Source organism: Streptomyces sp. SA15, assembly GCF_002291145.1.
Classification (GTDB): domain Bacteria; phylum Actinomycetota; class Actinomycetes; order Streptomycetales; family Streptomycetaceae; genus Streptomyces.
The window spans coordinates 25,896-42,376 of sequence record NZ_NTGE01000133.1; the positions used below are offsets into that span (position 1 = coordinate 25,896).

General features: G+C 70.2%; 14 protein-coding genes and 1 pseudogene. 5 read left to right on the plus strand and 10 right to left on the minus strand.

The genetic code is table 11. The features are described 5' to 3' along the window. Positions 1-10: 10 nt before the first annotated feature. From chvE to CLM62_RS31260, 4 genes are all read right to left on the minus strand, one after another. Complete coding sequence (gene chvE, locus CLM62_RS31245; protein ID WP_373559207.1) at positions 11-1,123, minus strand: multiple monosaccharide ABC transporter substrate-binding protein; 1,113 nt, start codon at positions 1,121-1,123, stop codon at positions 11-13. A gap of 145 nt (positions 1,124-1,268) precedes the next feature. Beyond that, on the minus strand, positions 1,269-2,237 hold the full coding sequence (locus tag CLM62_RS31250; RefSeq protein ID WP_095753255.1) for a hypothetical protein: 969 nt from the start codon (positions 2,235-2,237) through the stop codon (positions 1,269-1,271). A 109-nt stretch (positions 2,238-2,346) separates the two neighbouring features. Next, positions 2,347-3,354 (minus strand): zinc-binding dehydrogenase, encoded by a 1,008-nt coding sequence (locus CLM62_RS31255; RefSeq protein WP_095753256.1) that lies wholly within the window; start codon positions 3,352-3,354, stop codon positions 2,347-2,349. Continuing rightward, positions 3,351-4,517, minus strand: coding sequence for a mandelate racemase/muconate lactonizing enzyme family protein (locus tag CLM62_RS31260; protein WP_095753257.1), 1,167 nt, complete (start codon positions 4,515-4,517; stop codon positions 3,351-3,353). The genes CLM62_RS31255 and CLM62_RS31260 overlap by 4 nt, the downstream gene beginning before the upstream one ends. A 295-nt stretch (positions 4,518-4,812) precedes the next feature. Between CLM62_RS31260 and CLM62_RS31270 the strand changes: the two genes are divergently transcribed. The 3 genes from CLM62_RS31270 to CLM62_RS31280 all read left to right on the plus strand — a co-directional run bounded on the left by CLM62_RS31270 (position 4,813) and on the right by CLM62_RS31280 (position 7,980). Further along, complete coding sequence (locus CLM62_RS31270; protein WP_179382297.1) at positions 4,813-5,997, plus strand: hypothetical protein; 1,185 nt, start codon at positions 4,813-4,815, stop codon at positions 5,995-5,997. A 299-nt stretch (positions 5,998-6,296) separates the two neighbouring features. Continuing rightward, positions 6,297-7,607, plus strand: a complete 1,311-nt coding sequence (locus CLM62_RS31275; RefSeq protein ID WP_143659182.1) for a hypothetical protein — start codon at positions 6,297-6,299, stop codon at positions 7,605-7,607. Positions 7,608-7,626: 19 nt separating this feature from the next. Next, positions 7,627-7,980 carry a hypothetical protein gene (locus CLM62_RS31280; RefSeq protein ID WP_095753259.1) on the plus strand — a complete coding sequence of 118 codons (354 nt, stop codon included), beginning with the start codon at positions 7,627-7,629 and terminating at the stop codon, positions 7,978-7,980. Between the two features lie 92 nt (positions 7,981-8,072). Here the strand turns inward: CLM62_RS31280 and CLM62_RS31285 are convergent. From CLM62_RS31285 to CLM62_RS31300, 4 genes and pseudogenes are all read right to left on the minus strand, one after another. Continuing rightward, positions 8,073-8,502, minus strand: a pseudogene (locus CLM62_RS31285) (AAA family ATPase). Positions 8,503-8,592: 90 nt separating this feature from the next. Then, positions 8,593-9,003 carry a DUF6069 family protein gene (locus tag CLM62_RS31290; RefSeq protein ID WP_179382298.1) on the minus strand — a complete coding sequence of 137 codons (411 nt, stop codon included), beginning with the start codon at positions 9,001-9,003 and terminating at the stop codon, positions 8,593-8,595. Beyond that, entirely contained in the window at positions 9,000-9,611 is a 612-nt protein-coding gene (locus CLM62_RS31295) for a TetR/AcrR family transcriptional regulator (protein WP_095753261.1), read from the minus strand. The genes CLM62_RS31290 and CLM62_RS31295 overlap by 4 nt, the downstream gene beginning before the upstream one ends. A gap of 249 nt (positions 9,612-9,860) precedes the next feature. Then, on the minus strand, positions 9,861-10,304 hold the full coding sequence (locus CLM62_RS31300) for a MarR family winged helix-turn-helix transcriptional regulator (protein ID WP_095753262.1): 444 nt from the start codon (positions 10,302-10,304) through the stop codon (positions 9,861-9,863). An 88-nt stretch (positions 10,305-10,392) separates the two neighbouring features. On the opposite strand from CLM62_RS31300, the gene CLM62_RS31305 reads away from it, so the two are divergent. After that, positions 10,393-11,391, plus strand: coding sequence for an NADP-dependent oxidoreductase (locus tag CLM62_RS31305; RefSeq protein ID WP_095753263.1), 999 nt, complete (start codon positions 10,393-10,395; stop codon positions 11,389-11,391). Between the two features lie 119 nt (positions 11,392-11,510). Here the strand turns inward: CLM62_RS31305 and CLM62_RS31310 are convergent, their stop codons facing one another. Next, a complete protein-coding gene (locus tag CLM62_RS31310; protein ID WP_095753264.1) occupies positions 11,511-12,662 on the minus strand; it encodes a serine hydrolase domain-containing protein in 1,152 nt (383 codons plus the stop codon). Then, the gene (locus CLM62_RS31315; protein WP_095753265.1) at positions 12,659-15,277 is read right to left on the minus strand and encodes a M14 family zinc carboxypeptidase; all 2,619 of its coding nucleotides are present in this window, start codon (positions 15,275-15,277) and stop codon (positions 12,659-12,661) included. The genes CLM62_RS31310 and CLM62_RS31315 overlap by 4 nt, the downstream gene beginning before the upstream one ends. A 185-nt stretch (positions 15,278-15,462) precedes the next feature. On the opposite strand from CLM62_RS31315, the gene CLM62_RS31320 reads away from it, so the two are divergent. Then, positions 15,463-16,326, plus strand: a complete 864-nt coding sequence (locus tag CLM62_RS31320) for a hypothetical protein (RefSeq protein WP_095753266.1) — start codon at positions 15,463-15,465, stop codon at positions 16,324-16,326. The last annotated feature ends 155 nt before the right edge of the window (positions 16,327-16,481 follow it).

The following is a 16,481-nucleotide window of genomic DNA, read 5'->3' on the forward strand; positions in this document are numbered from 1 at the left end:
GCGGCGGCGGTTACTTCAGGTCGCTTGCCTTGATGTAGCCGGAGTCGACGACGACCTTCTGGTAGTTGGCCTTGTCCACGGCGATCGGGTCGAGCAGGTAGGCCGGGACGACCTTCGCGCCGTTGTCGTAGGTCTTGGTGTCGTTGACCTCGGGCTTCTTGTCGTTCAGCAGCGCGTCGACCATGTTCGAGGACACCTTGGCGAGCTCGCGGGTGTCCTTGTAGACGGTCATCGCCTGCTGGTCGGCGATGATCGACTTCACCGAGGCGACCTCGGCGTCCTGACCGGTGACGATCGGCAGCGGCTTGGCCTTGGAGCCGTAGTCGTCGGACTTCAGCGCGGAGATGATGCCGATGGAGATGCCGTCGTACGGGGAGAGGACCGCGTCGACCCGGCCGCTCTTGTACGTGCCGGTGAGGATGTCGTCCATGCGCCGCTGGGCGGTGCCGCCGTCCCAGCGCAGGGTGGTGACCTGGTTGAGCTTGGTCTGGCCGGACTTGACGACGAGCTGCTTCTTGTCGATGTAGGGCTGCAGGACGTTCATCGCGCCCTGGAAGAAGTAGCGGGTGTTGTTGTCGTCGTTCGAGCCGGCGAAGAGCTCGATGTTGAACGGGCCCTTCTTGCTGCCGTCCTTCAGGCCGAGCTTCTCGACGATGTAGTTGCCCTGGAGCTCGCCGACCTTCTCGTTGTCGAAGGACGCGTAGTAGTCGACGTTCTCCGTGCCGAGGATCAGGCGGTCGTAGGAGATCACCGGGATGTCGGCGTCCTTGGCCTGCTGGAGGACGTTGTTCATCGACTTGTTGTCGATGGCCGCGATGATCAGGGCCTTCACGCCCTGCGTGATCAGGTTCTCGACCTGGGAGACCTGCTGGTCGGGGTCGTCCTCGCCGTAGACCAGCTTGGTCTTGTAGCCCTTCGACTTCAGGTCCGCCTCGACGTTCTTGCCGTCGGCGATCCAGCGCTCGGAGGACTTGGTGGGCATCGCGATGCCGATGGTGGCGCCTTCGGAGCTGCCGGAGCCCTCCTCGCTGCCGCCCTCGCCGCTCTGGCCGCAGGCGGACAGGGTGAGGGCGAGGGAGGCGGAGGCGGCTATGGCGGCGAATGCGGCTCGGCGAGTACGCATGATCATCATCCTTGATGTGTGGGGCCGGGCTCGGTCTGGCGGTGCGGGATGCTCCGTGGCGCGATGGCGTGCTGTGACCGAGAAGAGGGTGTGTCGGATTGTGTGTGGCTGCGTCTGGTTTTGTGAAGAGGCGTTGTCCGGAACGTTATGAGGGCGTATCGAACCGACGCAGAGCGCCCGGCAGCCGCGAGCCCAGCGGCGCCATGTCGCCGTCCGCCCCGTGCCGGGCGAGCAGGTCCAGGGCGAGCCGTCCGCGCCGCACCCGTTCCCGGGCCGTGGACAGGGTCAGGTCGCGCATGTGGTGCCCGTACGGGTAGATCCCCGGTGCCTTGGACAGGCCGAACTTCAGGTAGAGCGGTGCGCCGCGCCGGATCAGCTCGGCGACCTCGTACATCCGCACATAGCCGCCGAGATCGTCGGGGGCCTCGATGTACATGTCCATCGGGGCGGCGGACACCCGCCGGATCTCGGTGAGGTGATCGAGCGTCAGATCGCTGGGCACGTTGACGGAGTCGGCGCCCAGGTTCTCGTACACCGCGTACGCGGCCGGGTTGACCGGCCCGATGAGCGCCGAGACCTTGAGCGTCGTGTCGGCCGGGATGATCCCGGCGACCCGCGCCCGGTGCAGCGTCCACAGCACGCCCTCGTCGGCGACGAGGAGACACTTGACTCCCAACTCCGTTGCCCGTACGGCGTCTTCGACGCATCCGGCGACCGCGTCGTGGCCGCGGGCCCTGAGGCCCCCGCCGCGCGAGTCGGTCCGCGTCGAGCCGCCGATGTCCCACGTGCCGCGCGGGCCCGTGAAGAGGCAGAGCTCGATGTCACGTTCGGCGGTGGCCTCGACCATCTCGGTGATCTCGGCGTCGGTCAGCATCCACACGCCGCTGCCCTGGCTGATCCGGTGGATCGGCACATCCAGCCGCGAGGCTTCCTTCAGGACGACGGCCAGCGCTTCGGGACCCTCGCACGAGGGGATCTCGGTGCGCCATCGGCCGCCGCCGGGGAAGGCGTGCGGCGAGGCGTCGGCGGGGTCGAGGGCGGGCGCACCCAGGCCGAGGGAGGTGAGCGCCTGCTCACCGGGCCTACGGGCTGCCGTGGCGGAAGCGTCGGTCACAAGCTGTCCTTCTGTTCGGTATGTCGGACGAGGTTCGCGGCTCAGCGCGTGCGGGGCTTGGAGTACGCCGGTACGGGGGCCGTCAGGTCGCTCCCGTACCGGCGTACGTCTAGGGGCGGAGCAGCACCTTGCCCACCTTCGGATCGCCGGACCCCACCAGCTCGATGGCCTCGGGGAACTCGGCGAGCGGCAGCTCATGGGTGACCAGCGGCAGCGGATCGAGCAGTCCGGCGCCGAACACCCGCACCGTGTGCGCCCACGCGTCCGGCGGCGCACCGAAGACGGTGTGCACCTCCAGCTGCCGTACGACCAGATCCGTAGGGTCGAGACCCTCGGCGCCCGGCGCCGGGATGCCCGTCAGGACCAGGCGCCCGCCGCGCCTGAGCAGACAGGCGGCGGTGCGCGCGGCGGAGGCGGACCCGGCGGTCTCGATGACGACGTCGAAGTCGTCGGGGAGCGGCTGGTCCTTCGTACGGAAGTCCGTGGCGCCGTACTGCCTCGACAGCTGCTCGCGGTCGTTGCGCGTGCCCACGACGAGCAGCTCCGCCGGAGAGCCCGCCTTCAGGAACTGAACGGCGAACATGCCCAGCGTCCCGGTGCCGACGACCGCGACCCGCTCGCCCGGCCGGGCGTTCGCCTTGATCGCGGCGGCCGCGATACAGGCGGCCGGCTCCAGCAGGGCCGCCGCCGTCAGGTCGGCGTCGTCCGGCAGGGCGTGCAGCAGCCGCGCCGGGAGCGTGAGCGTGGTGGCCATGGCACCCGGCTGGGTGAACCCGGTCTCCTCGTACCCCGCCGTGCACAGGGTCGTCTCACCCGCGTGGCAGCGGTCGCAGACCTGGCAGTTGCGGAAACCCTCACCGACGACCTTGCGGCCGACGAGCGACTCCGGCACCCCGGCGCCCACCCGCTCGACCGTCCCGGACCACTCGTGGCCCGGCGTCAGCGGGTACCGCACGTACCCCTCGGGCCGATTGCCCTGGTACACCTCGCGGTCACTGCCGCAGATGCCCACGGCGTGCACGCGGACGAGCGCCTCGCCGGGCGCGGGCTCGCGCGGCGTGTGCTCGGCGAGCCGGTGCTCCCCGGGCGCCTCGATGACGACGGCGGCGCCGCTCACTTCTCGGCGCCCTTCGGCTTGCGCTGCTCCCAGCCCTCGGCCCACAGGTCGAAGCGGGCCTGCTGCTGCGGGAACTCGGCGGCTGCGTCGACGTCCAGCTCGACGCCGAGGCCAGGGGCGTCGGAGAGGTGGAAGCAGCCGTCCTCCGGGTTCACCTGGGGCGCGCCCTTGACCACCTTCTTGATCTCCGCGTCGGCGAAGTCGTTGAAGTGCTCCAGGATCTTGAAGTTGGGGGAGGTGAAGCCGACCTGGAGGGAGGCGGCGGTGAGCACCGGGCCGCCGACGTTGTGCGGGGCGACCAGCATGTAGTGGGTCTCGGCGGTGGCGGCCAGCTTCCGGGTCTCCCAGATGCCACCGATATGACCGACGTCCGGCTGGATGATGTCGACGGCCTGGCTCTCGAAGAGCTCGCGGAACTCGATGCGATCGTGAATCCGCTCACCGGTGGCGACCGGGATGTCGACCTTGGCGGCGACCTTCTCCAGGGCCTTGAGGTTCTCCGGCGGAACGGGCTCCTCCAGCCAGGCGGGCTTGAAGGGCGCGAGCTCCTTGGCCAGCCGGACGGCGGTGGAGGGGGAGAAGCGGCCGTGCATCTCCAGCATCAGCTCGGCCTCGGGGCCGATGGCGTCGCGGACGGCCTCGATGAGGGACACCGCGTACAGGCTCTGCTGGTGGTCGAGCTCGAAGTGGCCGGTGCCGAAGGGGTCGATCTTGAGGGCGCGGTAGCCGCGCGCGACGACCTCCTGGGCGGCCTTGTGGTACGCCTCGGGCGTCCGCTCGGTGGTGTACCAGCCGTTGGCGTACGCCTTGACCTTGTCGGTCACCTTGCCGCCCAGCAGCTGCCACACGGGTACGCCGAGCGCCTTGCCCTTGATGTCCCAGCAGGCCATCTCCACGACCGCGATGCCGGACATGACGATCTCGCCGGCGCGGCCGTAGTCGCCGTACTTCATGCGCTTGACGAGGTCCTCGACAGCGAACGGGTCGGATCCGAGAATGTGGTTGGCCTCGGCCTCCTTGAGGTAGCCGAGGAGGGCGTCGGTGTGGCCCAGCATCCGGGTCTCGCCGACTCCGGTGATGCCCTCGTCGGTGTGCACCTGGACGTACGTCAGGTTGCGCCACGGCGTCCCGACCACGTGTGTGCTGATTCCGGTGATGCGCACGGCGGTTGCCCCTCGCTACTTCGTCGGCTTTTTTCGGCTCAGTTCGCGCGTGTTCGAAATTTCGTCACACGTTCGAAATGCTGGCGTGACAGTAAGGATGGTGTGAGGGGGGTGTCAATGGGTCGAACGCATAACGGCCGTGTAGAGCACATAACGGTTTCGACACTACTTTCGACAACACTTTCGGTGGCGGGGTGCGATCGCGGGTCCCCGTACCGGAATCGACGGTTCCCTACACAACTTTCACACCTGCGACTATGAACGTTACCTGTGGGGAACTTAGTCTTCCCGCGTCATGGACTACTGCCACCCGTGCCGACGGCACCTGAATGGCGCCCTCGCCTGCCCGGGGTGCGGCACGTCGGTCGAAGAGATCCGCGCGTACGCGGGGGAGGCGTCCGCCTACGGGCAGACAGGCGCGGTAGGGGGCGGTGTCGGGGCGTACGAGGCGTACGGGGCCGACGGGACGTATGGCGGCGGGTACGCGGATGACGGCCATGCGGGAGCGTACGGCGACGGGTACCCGCAGGACGGCCAGGCGGGTGCGTTCGGAGGCGGGGACACCGGCGACGGCCATGAGGGTGCGTACGGCGGCCGAGATGCGGGCGACGCTCACGCGGGTGCGTACGGCGGCGGGGACAGCGGCGACGGGCACACGAGTGCGTACGGCGGCGGAGATGCGGGCGACGCTCACGCGGATGCGTACGGCGGTGGGGATGCGGCCACCTCGGCGCACGGAGACAGCCACGGGGTCGCCCGGTACGGCGACGAGCGCGAGGACGGCCAAGGCGATGGCGGCGCGGCGGAGGCCGGGTCGGCCGTCGGTCCGGCCGAGACGGCGGCGGAGCCCTCGGGCGGCCGGGCCGCCCGTCGGCGCACGCGAGGGCGCGGTGGCCGGGCCACCGGCGCTCCCGAGGACCCCGAGGGCTACGACGACCTCACCGACGTCCCGGAGGCCGACGAGGACCTCGACGGCCCCGCGGCCGGTGCGAGCCGACGCGATCGCAAAGCCGCCGCGCACCGACGCCGTCGCCGCCGGACCCTGCTGATCGCCGCGGGCTTCGTCCTGGCGGCAGGCGGACTGAGCCTCGCGGAACTCGGCATGGACGCACCGGGCAAGGCCCCGAAGCCGGCGGCGGCCGGGGGCGATTCGGCGGAGGGCGCGGCGTCGGGGGAGGCCGGCGAGACGACGGGGCCGCAGGACGACACGCCGGGCACGGGCTCGAGTCCTTCCCCAGGCGCGTCGACGTCCCCTTCCCCCTCGAAGTCCCCGAAGGACGACAAGGCCGACGACGACAAGCCCACCAAGGCCCCCCAGCCGGCCCCCACCGGCACCGTCCCGGACACGTCCCCCACGACCCCGGGCGCGACGACCCCACCCAGGGACCCGGCCCCCACGACCAAGCCACCGAAGCCGGACCCGACCCCGGTCCCGACGCCGTCGGAGACATGCAGTCGGTTCCTGTGGTGGTGCGCGTAAGGACTGCGGTCCTCAATCGCCGGGCGGATCCGAAGAGACTGGCGTCCCGCTTTCATGACAGCGGCAGCCGCACCGCAGGATCAGGACCGGGTGCTCCCAGGAGGCGGCGCCCTGCCGTCTGATCTCGCGCGAACCTGGCGCCTACTCAGCGCGCCAGCCGGGCCCTCATTTCGATCTTCAGGCGAACGGTATCCGTTATGCCATTGTTCATTGATTAAACTCTTTGAAGATTCAATCTTCCCTGGTTCATTGATCTTCCTCAAGGACGCGGCTGGGGAGCCGCGCCGGAGGGGAAGACGGTGAGACTCAATCGGGCGCTGGCCGGCGTGTGTGTCGGCGTGTTGGCGGCTGTGCTGGGGGTGGCGCCAAGTGCGCAGGCCGAGCCGAAACCGAACGGTAAGAGCCGGACCGTGGGCTCACCCCGTTCGTTCCACGAACTCGTGATCAAGGGCGCTGGAGCCACGCCGGAGATGAAGGGCACGGTCAAGCGGGACCTGGAGGCCCTGGCCAGGGACTCCGGCAAGTCGCTGGACGCCTTGGAGCGCAGGCACCGCGGGCAGGAGAAGTTCGATGACCTGACCGCCGAGCTCGCCGCTGACGATGGCCTCGGCTATGTCCAGGCCGGATACGTCGCGGATGACGATCCTGCCGCCGATGGCGCCGAGTTGTGGATGCGCTTCACCGAGAAGCCGCCGCAGAAGGTGCTCGATCGGCTTCAGGAGTTGCCGTACGCGGTGCGGGTGCAGTACGGCGCCCCGCTGAAGTGGAAGGGCCTGGAGAAGGTTCAACAGGCCCTGTTCGAGGCGGCGACCGACGTCGCGGGGACGGCGGAGGTTGTCTCCGAGATCGACCCGGAGACCGACGGGATCACGATCTCCTACAGCGTGGAGCCGGGCTCGCAGGTGGACCAAGACGCTCTGGTGACCGCGGCCATGACGGCCGGCGCCGCGGCCAGCCCCACCGGAAGCGTTCCGGTGCAGGTGCGTTTCACCGAGGACTCCACGGTCGGGGCTGGGACCGAAGCGACGGTCAAGGGCGGCCACACGCTCGATGCGACCGATGGCAGTGGCGCTTGTACGTCGGGGTTCACCGTCCGTGTCGGCGGCGTCAATGGGGTCGCGACCGCGATGCATTGCAACAACTACATGAAGTACGACGGAGCCACCGGCGTGATCGCCTACGAGAACGCCGCCAGCACCACCTCGTCCGGTGCACACATCGACCTGCAGTGGCACAGGACTCTGTCGGGCAACAGCACCAGCGCGGCGTTCCGGGCGGACTCCGGGGAGGAGCGGACCGTCTCGTACGCGAGCAACGCCGTGGTCGGCGACTCGGTGTGCCACTACGGGATCGGCAGCGGGTACAAGCGCTGTTCCACCGTGCGCAGTCTCGCTGTCTGCTACACGCCCGACGATCTCCGGTTCTGCGGGCTGGCCGCCACCGAGGAGTACGTGTCCACCGCCGGTGACAGCGGCGGTCCGTGGTTCTTCAATTTCAGCGCCAAGGGCTTCCACAGCGGCTATTACACTGAAGGAGGCGCGAGGAGAAGCCTCTACACGCCGCAGACCCGGGTCGCGGAGAACCTCGACGGATACGTGCTGACCGGCTGACCTGGGAGGAAGGCGAATCATGCGGGTACATATCGCCGCGCTGCTTCTGCTCGGTGCCGGCCTCCTCACCAGTTGCGCCGACAGCGGGACGGATCCGGTGGACAAGCCGCCAAGTGCCGCGCATACGACCGCGAAAGCGCACGGACAGGGCTCAGACTGCATCCCGTCGACGACCTCCCGGTCCGCACGCTCACGAGAGGACCTCGTCGGGCGCTCCCTGAGCGATGTGAGGGCCGCCGAGACGGCGGACGGCCATGACATCCGCGTTCTGGGCGAGAACGGCGTGTGCGCCGACGGCCACGACGACCTCAACCGCAAGCGCGTCAATGTCGTCGTGCAGGACGGCAAAGTCATCTGGGCGAGTATGTACTGATCGCTCGTCGAGGCGGAGGACCCTGGTCTCAGTCAGGGTCCTCCGCCTCTCCTGGTCGTCCATCAGGGGGCGCCTGCTCGTGCGCCGGACAGTCACGTGAAAGACGGCCACCGATCGGCGGCCCACTCGAGCCAGCCCGGCCAACCAGGAGGCGGACCGCCGATTTGTGTCCCTCGAGTTCCGCGGCGTCGGGCTCCTCGAACAGCGTCCTCCAACGCAAGAGGTCCGCCTCGCTCATCGGGAAGGTCTGATCGGGAGTGGTCGACTGGCGATGGACGATCCGAGCGCGTTGGGTCCGAAGTCCAGGACCACGTTGGTTCCGAGCCTCAGTGCCTCCAGAGCAAGCGAGAGCAGCCGTCCTTCCAGGACATCGCGCTTCCCGTCCGCCTCCGACTCGCCGAACAGCGGAATCATCCACTCATCAGGCGTCAGCCGCAGCGCGCTGTGCTCCTTGGCCAGTTGCCGAGCCCTCGTGGTCTTTCCGGCCCCCGGCAGGCCGACTGTCAGGAACAACGTGGTCACACCCGGATCGTTCATGGAAACCACGCGGAGGACAACTGCTCGCTTCGAGGATGCACGCGCGCACCGCACCGCGGGGGTTGGTGCCGGCGGTCACCCCCTAGCGGCACCGGCTCCCGCCCCGGGGGACCTGCCGCCCAGCCCCGGGATCAGCACCGCCGCCACCGCCAGGTGCATCAGAGCGAGGGAGACCCGGGTGCCGCCGTCCATGCCGTCGCCGATGAACGGCAGGAAGGACACGGCCAGTACGGCGCCGGCCACCCCGGTCCAGATCGCGCGGGCGCGCCGCGCCCCGAACCGCTCCAGGGCGGCCAGCAGTCCCCAGCCGGCAAGCGACGCGAGCAGTGCGACGACCGCCACGGGCACGGCGCCGATGTCGAGCGTCTGCTCGCCGTCGGCGATCCGCAGCCGGTGTCCCAGCAGTGGGTCCGCGACCAGCCACACCAGGACGGGGGCCAGGACGGCCAGGGCCGTAACCCCCAGGCGCCTTCTCCGCGCGCTCACTTGGCGCCCCCCGAGAGCGCCCCGTGCAGGAAGACCTCCACCAGCTCCTGCGGGGTCAGGTCGGGCTCGTCCTCCGTACGCGGCTGGGTGAAGAGCAGCCCGAAGAAGAGGGCCGCGATCTGCTCCGGCGGCCGACGCAGGGCGGCCTTGTCGGGCTCCAGCAGCTCCGCGAGGGCCGCGTGGATACGGGTCGTCGACTCGTTGCGGCCCGCGCCGCGCACCGTTCCGGGGTGCTTGCCGCCGCGATGCCCCAGCGAGCCGGCGATCGCACCCATCCTGGACATGTGCGCCTGCAGCGCCTCGGCCGCCTCCGCGAGCCGGTCGGGCAGCGGCTGGGATACGTCGATCGCGTCGAGCTCGCGGACCGCGTGCTCGGGGGAGAGCGCCTCGGCCATGCAGGCCTGCAGCAGCTCGTCCTTGTCGGCGAAGACCCGGAAGATCGTGCCCTCGCCGATGCCGGCGGCGCGGGCGATCTTCGCGGTCGTCACCGCGGCGCCGTACTCGGCGATCAGCGGGATCGCGGTCTGGATGATCATTTCGCGGCGCTGCTGCGGCGACATGCCGGGGGCGCGGCGGCGGGTGGCCTGGTTCTCCTTAGGTGCTGTCATGACCGCGAGAGTACGGAGTGAGTGCTCACTCCGTCAATGAGTGAGCACTCACTCCGCTCACCTTTCCCGTACTCGGCTGCTTGTCGAAGGCATCGCCGAGTAACGGCCGCATCTGACTGGCAGTAGTTGACCGCAAGGTCAGTGGACGGGGACTGCGCACAGCGGACGCTCGTCGCCGTCGTCGGGCTTGGTGGCCTCAACGGGCTTGCGGAGGGCGCGTCCGAGAAAGTACGGACTTCGCCCAAAACGCTAAGCGGTCGCCCCCAGCATCCGCCGCAGCAAATCCCGCAAAGCCAGCCGCTCCCCCTCGGACAACCCCGCAAGCGGCTCCCGCGCGAACCGCAACCCCTCCCGCAGCTCCCGGGCCACCCGTCGCCCCTCCTCCGTCGCCGCGGCCACCTTCACGCGGCGGTCCGCCGGGGCCGCGCGCCGCTCCACCAGGCCGCGCGACTCCAGCCGGTCCACGATCCCGGTCACGTTCGACGGCTCGCACTTCAGTTTCTGCGCCAGCTTCCGCATCGGCAGCGGCTCCAGCGACAGCAGGCTCAGCAGTCGCGCCTGCGCGCCGGTCAGCGCGTGCTCGGCCGCCGCGTCCTCGTAGTCCTCGTAGAAGCGCGCCACGACGTCACCGATGAGTTCTACGACCTCCATGGTCAGCGCGTCGGGTCGGCGGGTCTTCTCGGGTGTGGCCATGGGATCCAGGGTACCCGGTTACTTGACATCCTGAAATATTTAGAGGCATGGTTGTTTCAGGTACTGAAGTAAATGGAAAGGCTCCGTCATGCTCAACCGCGAATGGCACCTGCTCAGCCGTCCCGTCGGCTGGCCCAAGCCAGAGGACTTCGCCCTGGTCGAGACGGAGGCCCCGACGCCGGGTGAGGGCCAGGTGCTGGTGCGGAACAAGTACCTCTCCGTCGACCCGTACATGCGCGGCCGCATGAGCGACGCCAAGTCCTACGTCGCTCCCTTCGAGCTGGGCAAGGTCATGGAGGGCGGCGCGGTCGGTGAGGTCGTTGCCTCCAACACCGAGGGCATCGCGGTCGGCGACCACGTCCTGCACATGCTCGGCTGGCGGGAGTACGCCGCCGTGGACGCCAAGAAGGCCGTCAAGGTCGACCCGGAGGCGGCGCCGCTGAGCGCCTACCTCGGCGTGCTCGGCATGACGGGCCTGACCGCGTACGCGGGTCTCCTGCGCGTCGGCGCCTTCAAAGAGGGCGACGCGGTCTTCGTCTCCGGCGCCGCCGGTGCCGTCGGCAGCCAGGTCGGCCAGATCGCCAAGCTCAAGGGCGCCTCCCGCGTCATCGGATCCGCCGGCTCCGACGAGAAGGTGAAGCTCCTCGTCGAGGAGTACGGCTTCGACGCCGCCTTCAACTACAAGAACGGCCCGGTCCGGGAGCAGCTCAAGGAGGCCGCCCCGGACGGCATCGACGTCTACTTCGACAACGTCGGCGGCGAGCACCTCGAGGCCGCGATCGGCGCGCTCAACCTGCGGGGCCGGGCCGTGATCTGCGGCATGATCTCGCAGTACAACGCGACCGAGCCGACTCCCGGCCCGCGCAACATGGTCAAGATCCTGCAGAACCGGCTCCGCGTCGAGGGCGTTCTGGTCGGCGACCACTACGACCTCCAGCCGGAGTTCGTCCAGGAGGTCGGCCCCTGGGTCGCCTCGGGAGCGCTCAAGTACCGCGAGACGGTCGTCGAGGGCATCGAGAACAACCTGGAGGCGTTCCTGGGCGTCCTGCGCGGCGACAACACGGGAAAGATGATCGTCAAGCTGTGAGCATGACCGTGACGCCCGGCTGACCGCGTTCGTTGCATACGACGAGAGGCCGCACCCCTGGACGTGGGGTGCGGCCTCTCGTCGTATGGCAGTACGACTGTGAAGGCGTCGTACGTCGATCAGCTCGCCAGCGCCGCGCTGTGCACCGCCCTCACCAGCCGCTCGTTCTCCGGCGCCGCCCCGCCCGGGTAGGCGCACCGCCGCCGCGTGTAGCCGTACGCCAGTCCGCTGCGCGGGTCCGCGAAGGCCTGTGACCCGCCGGCTCCGCTGTGCCCGAACGTGCCGGCGCCCAGGAACGGGTACCAGGCGTCGGCCGTGGCCTGGAAACCGAGGCCGAACGAGCGGTGCGTGCGGGCCACCAGGTCGTATCCGATCGAGTGGATCTGCCCGACCTCGGCGACCGTGTCCGGCTTCAGCAGCGGCGGACGCCCGTCCACCTCGCTGATCGCCGCCGCGTACATCCCGGCGAGCCCGCGCGCGGCGGCGACCCCGCCCGCCGACGCCGGACCCTTGGCGCGCACGGTACGGGAGTTGGCGTGATCCACCAGCTCACCCGGCTGAGGCACATGCGTGTTGTACGCGATCGAGGTGAGCGTGTGCGGCCCCTTCGGCACCGAGTCCAGTACCGCCTGCTGCTCCGCGGTCGGCGTCATCGGCTGCACGGACCGGAAGCGGATCTCCAGCGCCTCGGGCAGCCCCAGGTGGAAGTCCAGCCCGTACGGCGCCCGCACCCGCTCCTCGTACACCTCCTGGAGCGTATGGCCGGTGGCACGCCGTACGACCTCGCCGGTGAGCGCGCCCAGGGTGAGCGCGTGATAACCGAAGGCCGTGCCCGGACGCCAGAACGGCCGCTGGTCCGCCAGCCGTTCGGCGACCGCACGGTCGTCGGCCAGTTCGTCCCGGGTGAACCCGGCATCGATCCCGATCAGCCCCGCCCGGTGCGTGAGCAGGTCGCGCAGCGTCAGCGCGCCCTTGCCCTCGGCCCCGAACTCCGGCCAGTAGTACGTGACTTTGCGGTCGAGTTCGAGCGTCCCGTCCTGCACGAGGAGCGCGGCCACGAGGTGCGCGGCACCCTTGGTCGACGAGAACACGCCGTAGAGGGAGTCGGCGGTAACGCCGTCGCCCACCCACAGGTCGACGACTTTGCGACCGTGCGCATACGCGCACAACTGCCCCTCGTAGTCCGGCCGCTCCTCGGCAACGAACGCGGCGAACTCCTCACGTACCGCCTCGAAGCCGTCCGCGACGGTGCCGTGGATCTCTTGCGTCATCCGCTCTCCTCACCTGTACCGCTGCTCGCGGGTGCCACTGTAAACAAGGCCCGTGCGACCTGCGCGAATTGCCCCTTGGGATGGTCCCGGAAAAGGGGCTCGGTGCCGAACAGGACGGCCTGCGGACCGCTGACGACCGAGGCCTGCCCCGCGGCCTGCGCGGGACCGCCCGAACCGTCCTCCGACGGCCGCCAGTGCCCCGAGGCGAGCGGGTTTCCGGTCGCATACGACTGCTCCACCCGGACCTCGGGCCCGAGATCGGCGAACCAGACGGGCGCGTAGACGAACCCGTGGTCCGGCGCCCCGGCCGTGACCGGCCCCGAATTCACCACGCGCACCACGCCGTTGGCGTCCCCGTTGCCCTCGACCGGCTTGGCGGCCAGGAGCCCAGTCGCCGCGTTGAGGTCCGCCCCCGTGGTTCCGCGCCCGACCAGACCGTGACCGGCGGCGAGGAACGCGTCCAGGGCTGTGCGGGCAGCCGTGTTCAGGGAGCCGTGATCCAGCCCCGCCGAGACGAACAGCACATCCGCCGTGGACCAGTCGAAGCCCGCGTTCAGTACGGCCGTCGAGACCGGCGTGACCTCGAAGTTCATCTCCCGCAGCGCGAACAGCTCACCCGGCGTCACGGCCGCGGCCACGCGGAGGCGGCGCAGCTCGGTGGTGCCGGTCGCCCTCGTCGCGTCGAAGGAGACGTCGTACGTCCGGGCCGCGACCGCCGCGCGGGAACGCGCCGCCGCCGGCACGATCGCACTGCCGTCGGCGGCCTGCCGTACCCGAACGCCTTGCTGAAGAAGGGAGTTGAGCGCCGCGATCTCCCGCGGGTCGTCGAGCCGCAGCCGCAGGTCGCCGCGCGGGGCGACGTAACCGACGTCCGCGGCCTCGTGAACCGCCCGCAGCGGCGCGCCGTACAGGCTCCCGGACGTCACCGGCTCCACCGTGGCGCCCCACAGGCGGCCCAGGCTCCAGCCCGAGATGTCGTACATCACCGAGACCTTGTCGCTGATGTCCCGCCCGTCGGCGAGCAGCACGTTCGCCAGCCCCCGCTTGGGCTGGCGCATGTCGACGACGTAACTGCCCTTGGCGTACGTCCGTCCGGCGAGCCGAAAGGCGTGGGTCGCGCGGGTGACGCGGACGTCGTTGGCGAAGAGGTGGTCGACGAGACGGGCGGCGGCGGTGGCGGAGCGCTGGGAGCCACCGGTGCCGGTGCCGGTTCCGGCCGGAATGACGTACGCGCGCGGGAAGTCCGTGGTGTAGACGTCCTCGGGGCCGATGCCCGGGACGCCGGGGACGGTCTCTTCCGACACCGGGACCTGCTCGGCGCCCGCCGCCCCGCGCCGGAAGACCTCGATCTGGTCGGCGACGAGGGAGGTGCGGTGGGTGCGGACGAAGTCGAGGGTGGCGTCGATGGCGGCGCCCGCCACGTCCACGTTGATCGCGGACCGGCGGCGCAGTTCGGCCTCCGGGAGGCTGCTGTAGGCGGCGTTGTTGACCGCCAGCGGTATCTCCACCGTGTGCGCGGCGACCGTGCCGTGGAAGGCCGCGTACTGCGGGGTGAAGATCGGCGGCCAGTCGTCCCAGCCCTCCTCCTGGTCCCGGAACGGGATCTGCGCGGGCTGCACGCCGTCCTTCGCGGGCGTGTAGCCGAGGCCGTTGACGGCCGCCTCCATGCCGAGCGCGTTGGCGTAGGTGTTCTTGAGGAAGAGGTCGTACTCGTAGTTCTCGCCGTGCGGGGGAGTGGTGGGCTCGATGAGCGTGCCGTTGACGTAACCGTGCAGGTCGAGCATGACGGCCGGCTGCTTGTCGATCTCGATTTGCCGCATCGCCCGCACCTCGGGCTGCGAGGCGGTGACGAAGTCCCGGTTCATGTCGAAGCCGTTGGCGTTGGCGCGGGTGCCGGCGATACGGCCGTCCGGGTTGGCGGTGATGTTGAAGTACAGGCGGCTGTGGGAGAGGAGGTCGCGCGTCTTCCGGTCGTCGGCGGTCGCGAGCCGCTCGATGAGCTTCAGGGAGGCGTCGGTGCCCTCCCACTCGTTGCCGTGGATGTTGTTGTTGACGAAGACGGGCGTCTTGTAACCCGCCTTGATCGCGGGGTCCTTGGCGGCCCGGGCCGGCGCGTTCTCGATCAGCTCGCGCATCCGCTCCTGGGCGCGGGCCTGGTGGGCGCTCTCCGGGGCGGTGACAGTGACGAGGTACAGCCGGTGCCCGCCGGCCGAGCGGCCCGCGACCTCGACGCTCACCCGGTCGCCGAGCCGCTGCAGGGCGTTCAGCTTCGGGGCGATGGCGTGGTAGGGGGTCAGGCCCAGCTTGATGGACTTGTCGGCGGGGTTCACCGGATCGGGGGTCAGCACCTGCTCGCGGGGATAGCCGCGCCCGGTGCCGGTGGTATCGGTGATGTCGGCGGTCGGGGCGGTGATGGCTCGCTCGGCGGCGCGCGCGGGGGCCTGGGCGGCGTGCCGGTCGATGGCGGGGCCCTCCCGGGTGACGGGGGGCTGGGGATCCGCACCAGCGGTGTGGGCGGCGAGGAGCAGTGAACTCGCCGTGGTGACGGCGAGCGTGGCGATCAGAACGGGTCTCGCAGGAACGGGTCTCGCAGGAACGGTTCTCGTGGTGCGCACGCGTACCTCCTCCGGGGCTTCCTGAGATCGGTACGGCGAGGTGTACCTGTTCGACTCAACCGCAACAAGAGGGACTTGGTGTCGTTGATGCCCCGGATGGCGCATCCCGAGGGGCTCGGACGGGGCATGCTGAGGCCAGAGGAACACAAACCGCGGCGACGGCGTGTGAGGCGAGGAGAGAGCCCGTGGCAACGATCCCTTCGCTCCCCAGCAGGGACGACGTACTGCGCATGGCCCGCAACACCACCGACATCACCGGCCAACTGCTCGACACGGCCGGGAACATCACCAGAATCGCCCTCAACACCTTCGATCCACGGGACGGTTCGGGCAGCGAGGCGCTGCGCGTGCTGCGCGAGACGACCGCGGAACTGGCCGAGGCGAGCGCGTCCCCGCAGGCCCAGGAGGCCTTCTACCGGATCATCGACACACTGATGCGGCTGGGTACGAGCGGGGCGCCGCTCGCGGTGCACCCGGTGAGCGAGCCGGCCCAGGCGCTGCTGGCGGCGCTGGGCGACAGCCTGCTGCCGGTCCTGGACGCCGTGGAGCCCGCGGTCGAGGAGTTCGCGGCGGCGCTCGGCGACCTGGTCGAGGCGACGTCACCGCTGCTGCCCGCGACGGCGGGCGTGGCCGCGGGCGTGCTCCTCGCGCTCACGCCGGTGATCCGGGAGGCGGCCGAGGTACTGCGCGAGTCGTCCCCCGAGCTCAACCGCATCGCCGACGCCCTGACGGCCGCGCTGGCCCCGCTGATGCCGCTCCAGGTGGCCCTGGCGGAACGCGCGGCCACGGCCGGCGCGGGCGTGCTCCGGGCGACGATCGCCCCGCTGGCCGACCTCACGGAGGCGGCAGCGGCGACGACGAAGGCGGCCCGCCCGGTGCTGATCGCGGGGGAGGAGCTGGTGGTGGCGGGCCTGGAACAGCTCCAGCCCATGCTGCTGGCGACGGCGTCCCGGGCGGGGCGGGTGGCGAGAGCGGCGGCGGTACGGGTGTCGGCGGCGGTGTCGCCTGCGGCGGACCAGGGTGTCGTGGTGGCGATGACGCCGGCGTAGACCTTTCAGCCCGGCCGGCACCACTCAGCCCGTCCGGCGTTTGAGGACGAGGCCCGTTCAGGGCCGACAGCGGGGGTCTGGGGGCGCAGCCCCCAGGAACGGGACGGGAAGGGGCGGAGGGGGCGAAAACCCCATCCCGGAGCCCCCGCAGCGGA

Coding starts and splice junctions, on each gene's coding strand:
- CLM62_RS31305 (WP_095753263.1), top strand. CDS start 10,393: ATGCTCAACCGCGAATGGCACCTGCTCAGCCGTCCCGTCGGCTGGCCC.
- chvE (WP_373559207.1), bottom strand. CDS start 1,123: ATGCGTACTCGCCGAGCCGCATTCGCCGCCATAGCCGCCTCCGCCTCC.
- CLM62_RS31300 (WP_095753262.1), bottom strand. CDS start 10,304: ATGGCCACACCCGAGAAGACCCGCCGACCCGACGCGCTGACCATGGAG.
- CLM62_RS31295 (WP_095753261.1), bottom strand. CDS start 9,611: ATGACAGCACCTAAGGAGAACCAGGCCACCCGCCGCCGCGCCCCCGGC.
- CLM62_RS31310 (WP_095753264.1), bottom strand. CDS start 12,662: ATGACGCAAGAGATCCACGGCACCGTCGCGGACGGCTTCGAGGCGGTA.
- CLM62_RS31280 (WP_095753259.1), top strand. CDS start 7,627: ATGCGGGTACATATCGCCGCGCTGCTTCTGCTCGGTGCCGGCCTCCTC.
- CLM62_RS31270 (WP_179382297.1), top strand. CDS start 4,813: ATGGACTACTGCCACCCGTGCCGACGGCACCTGAATGGCGCCCTCGCC.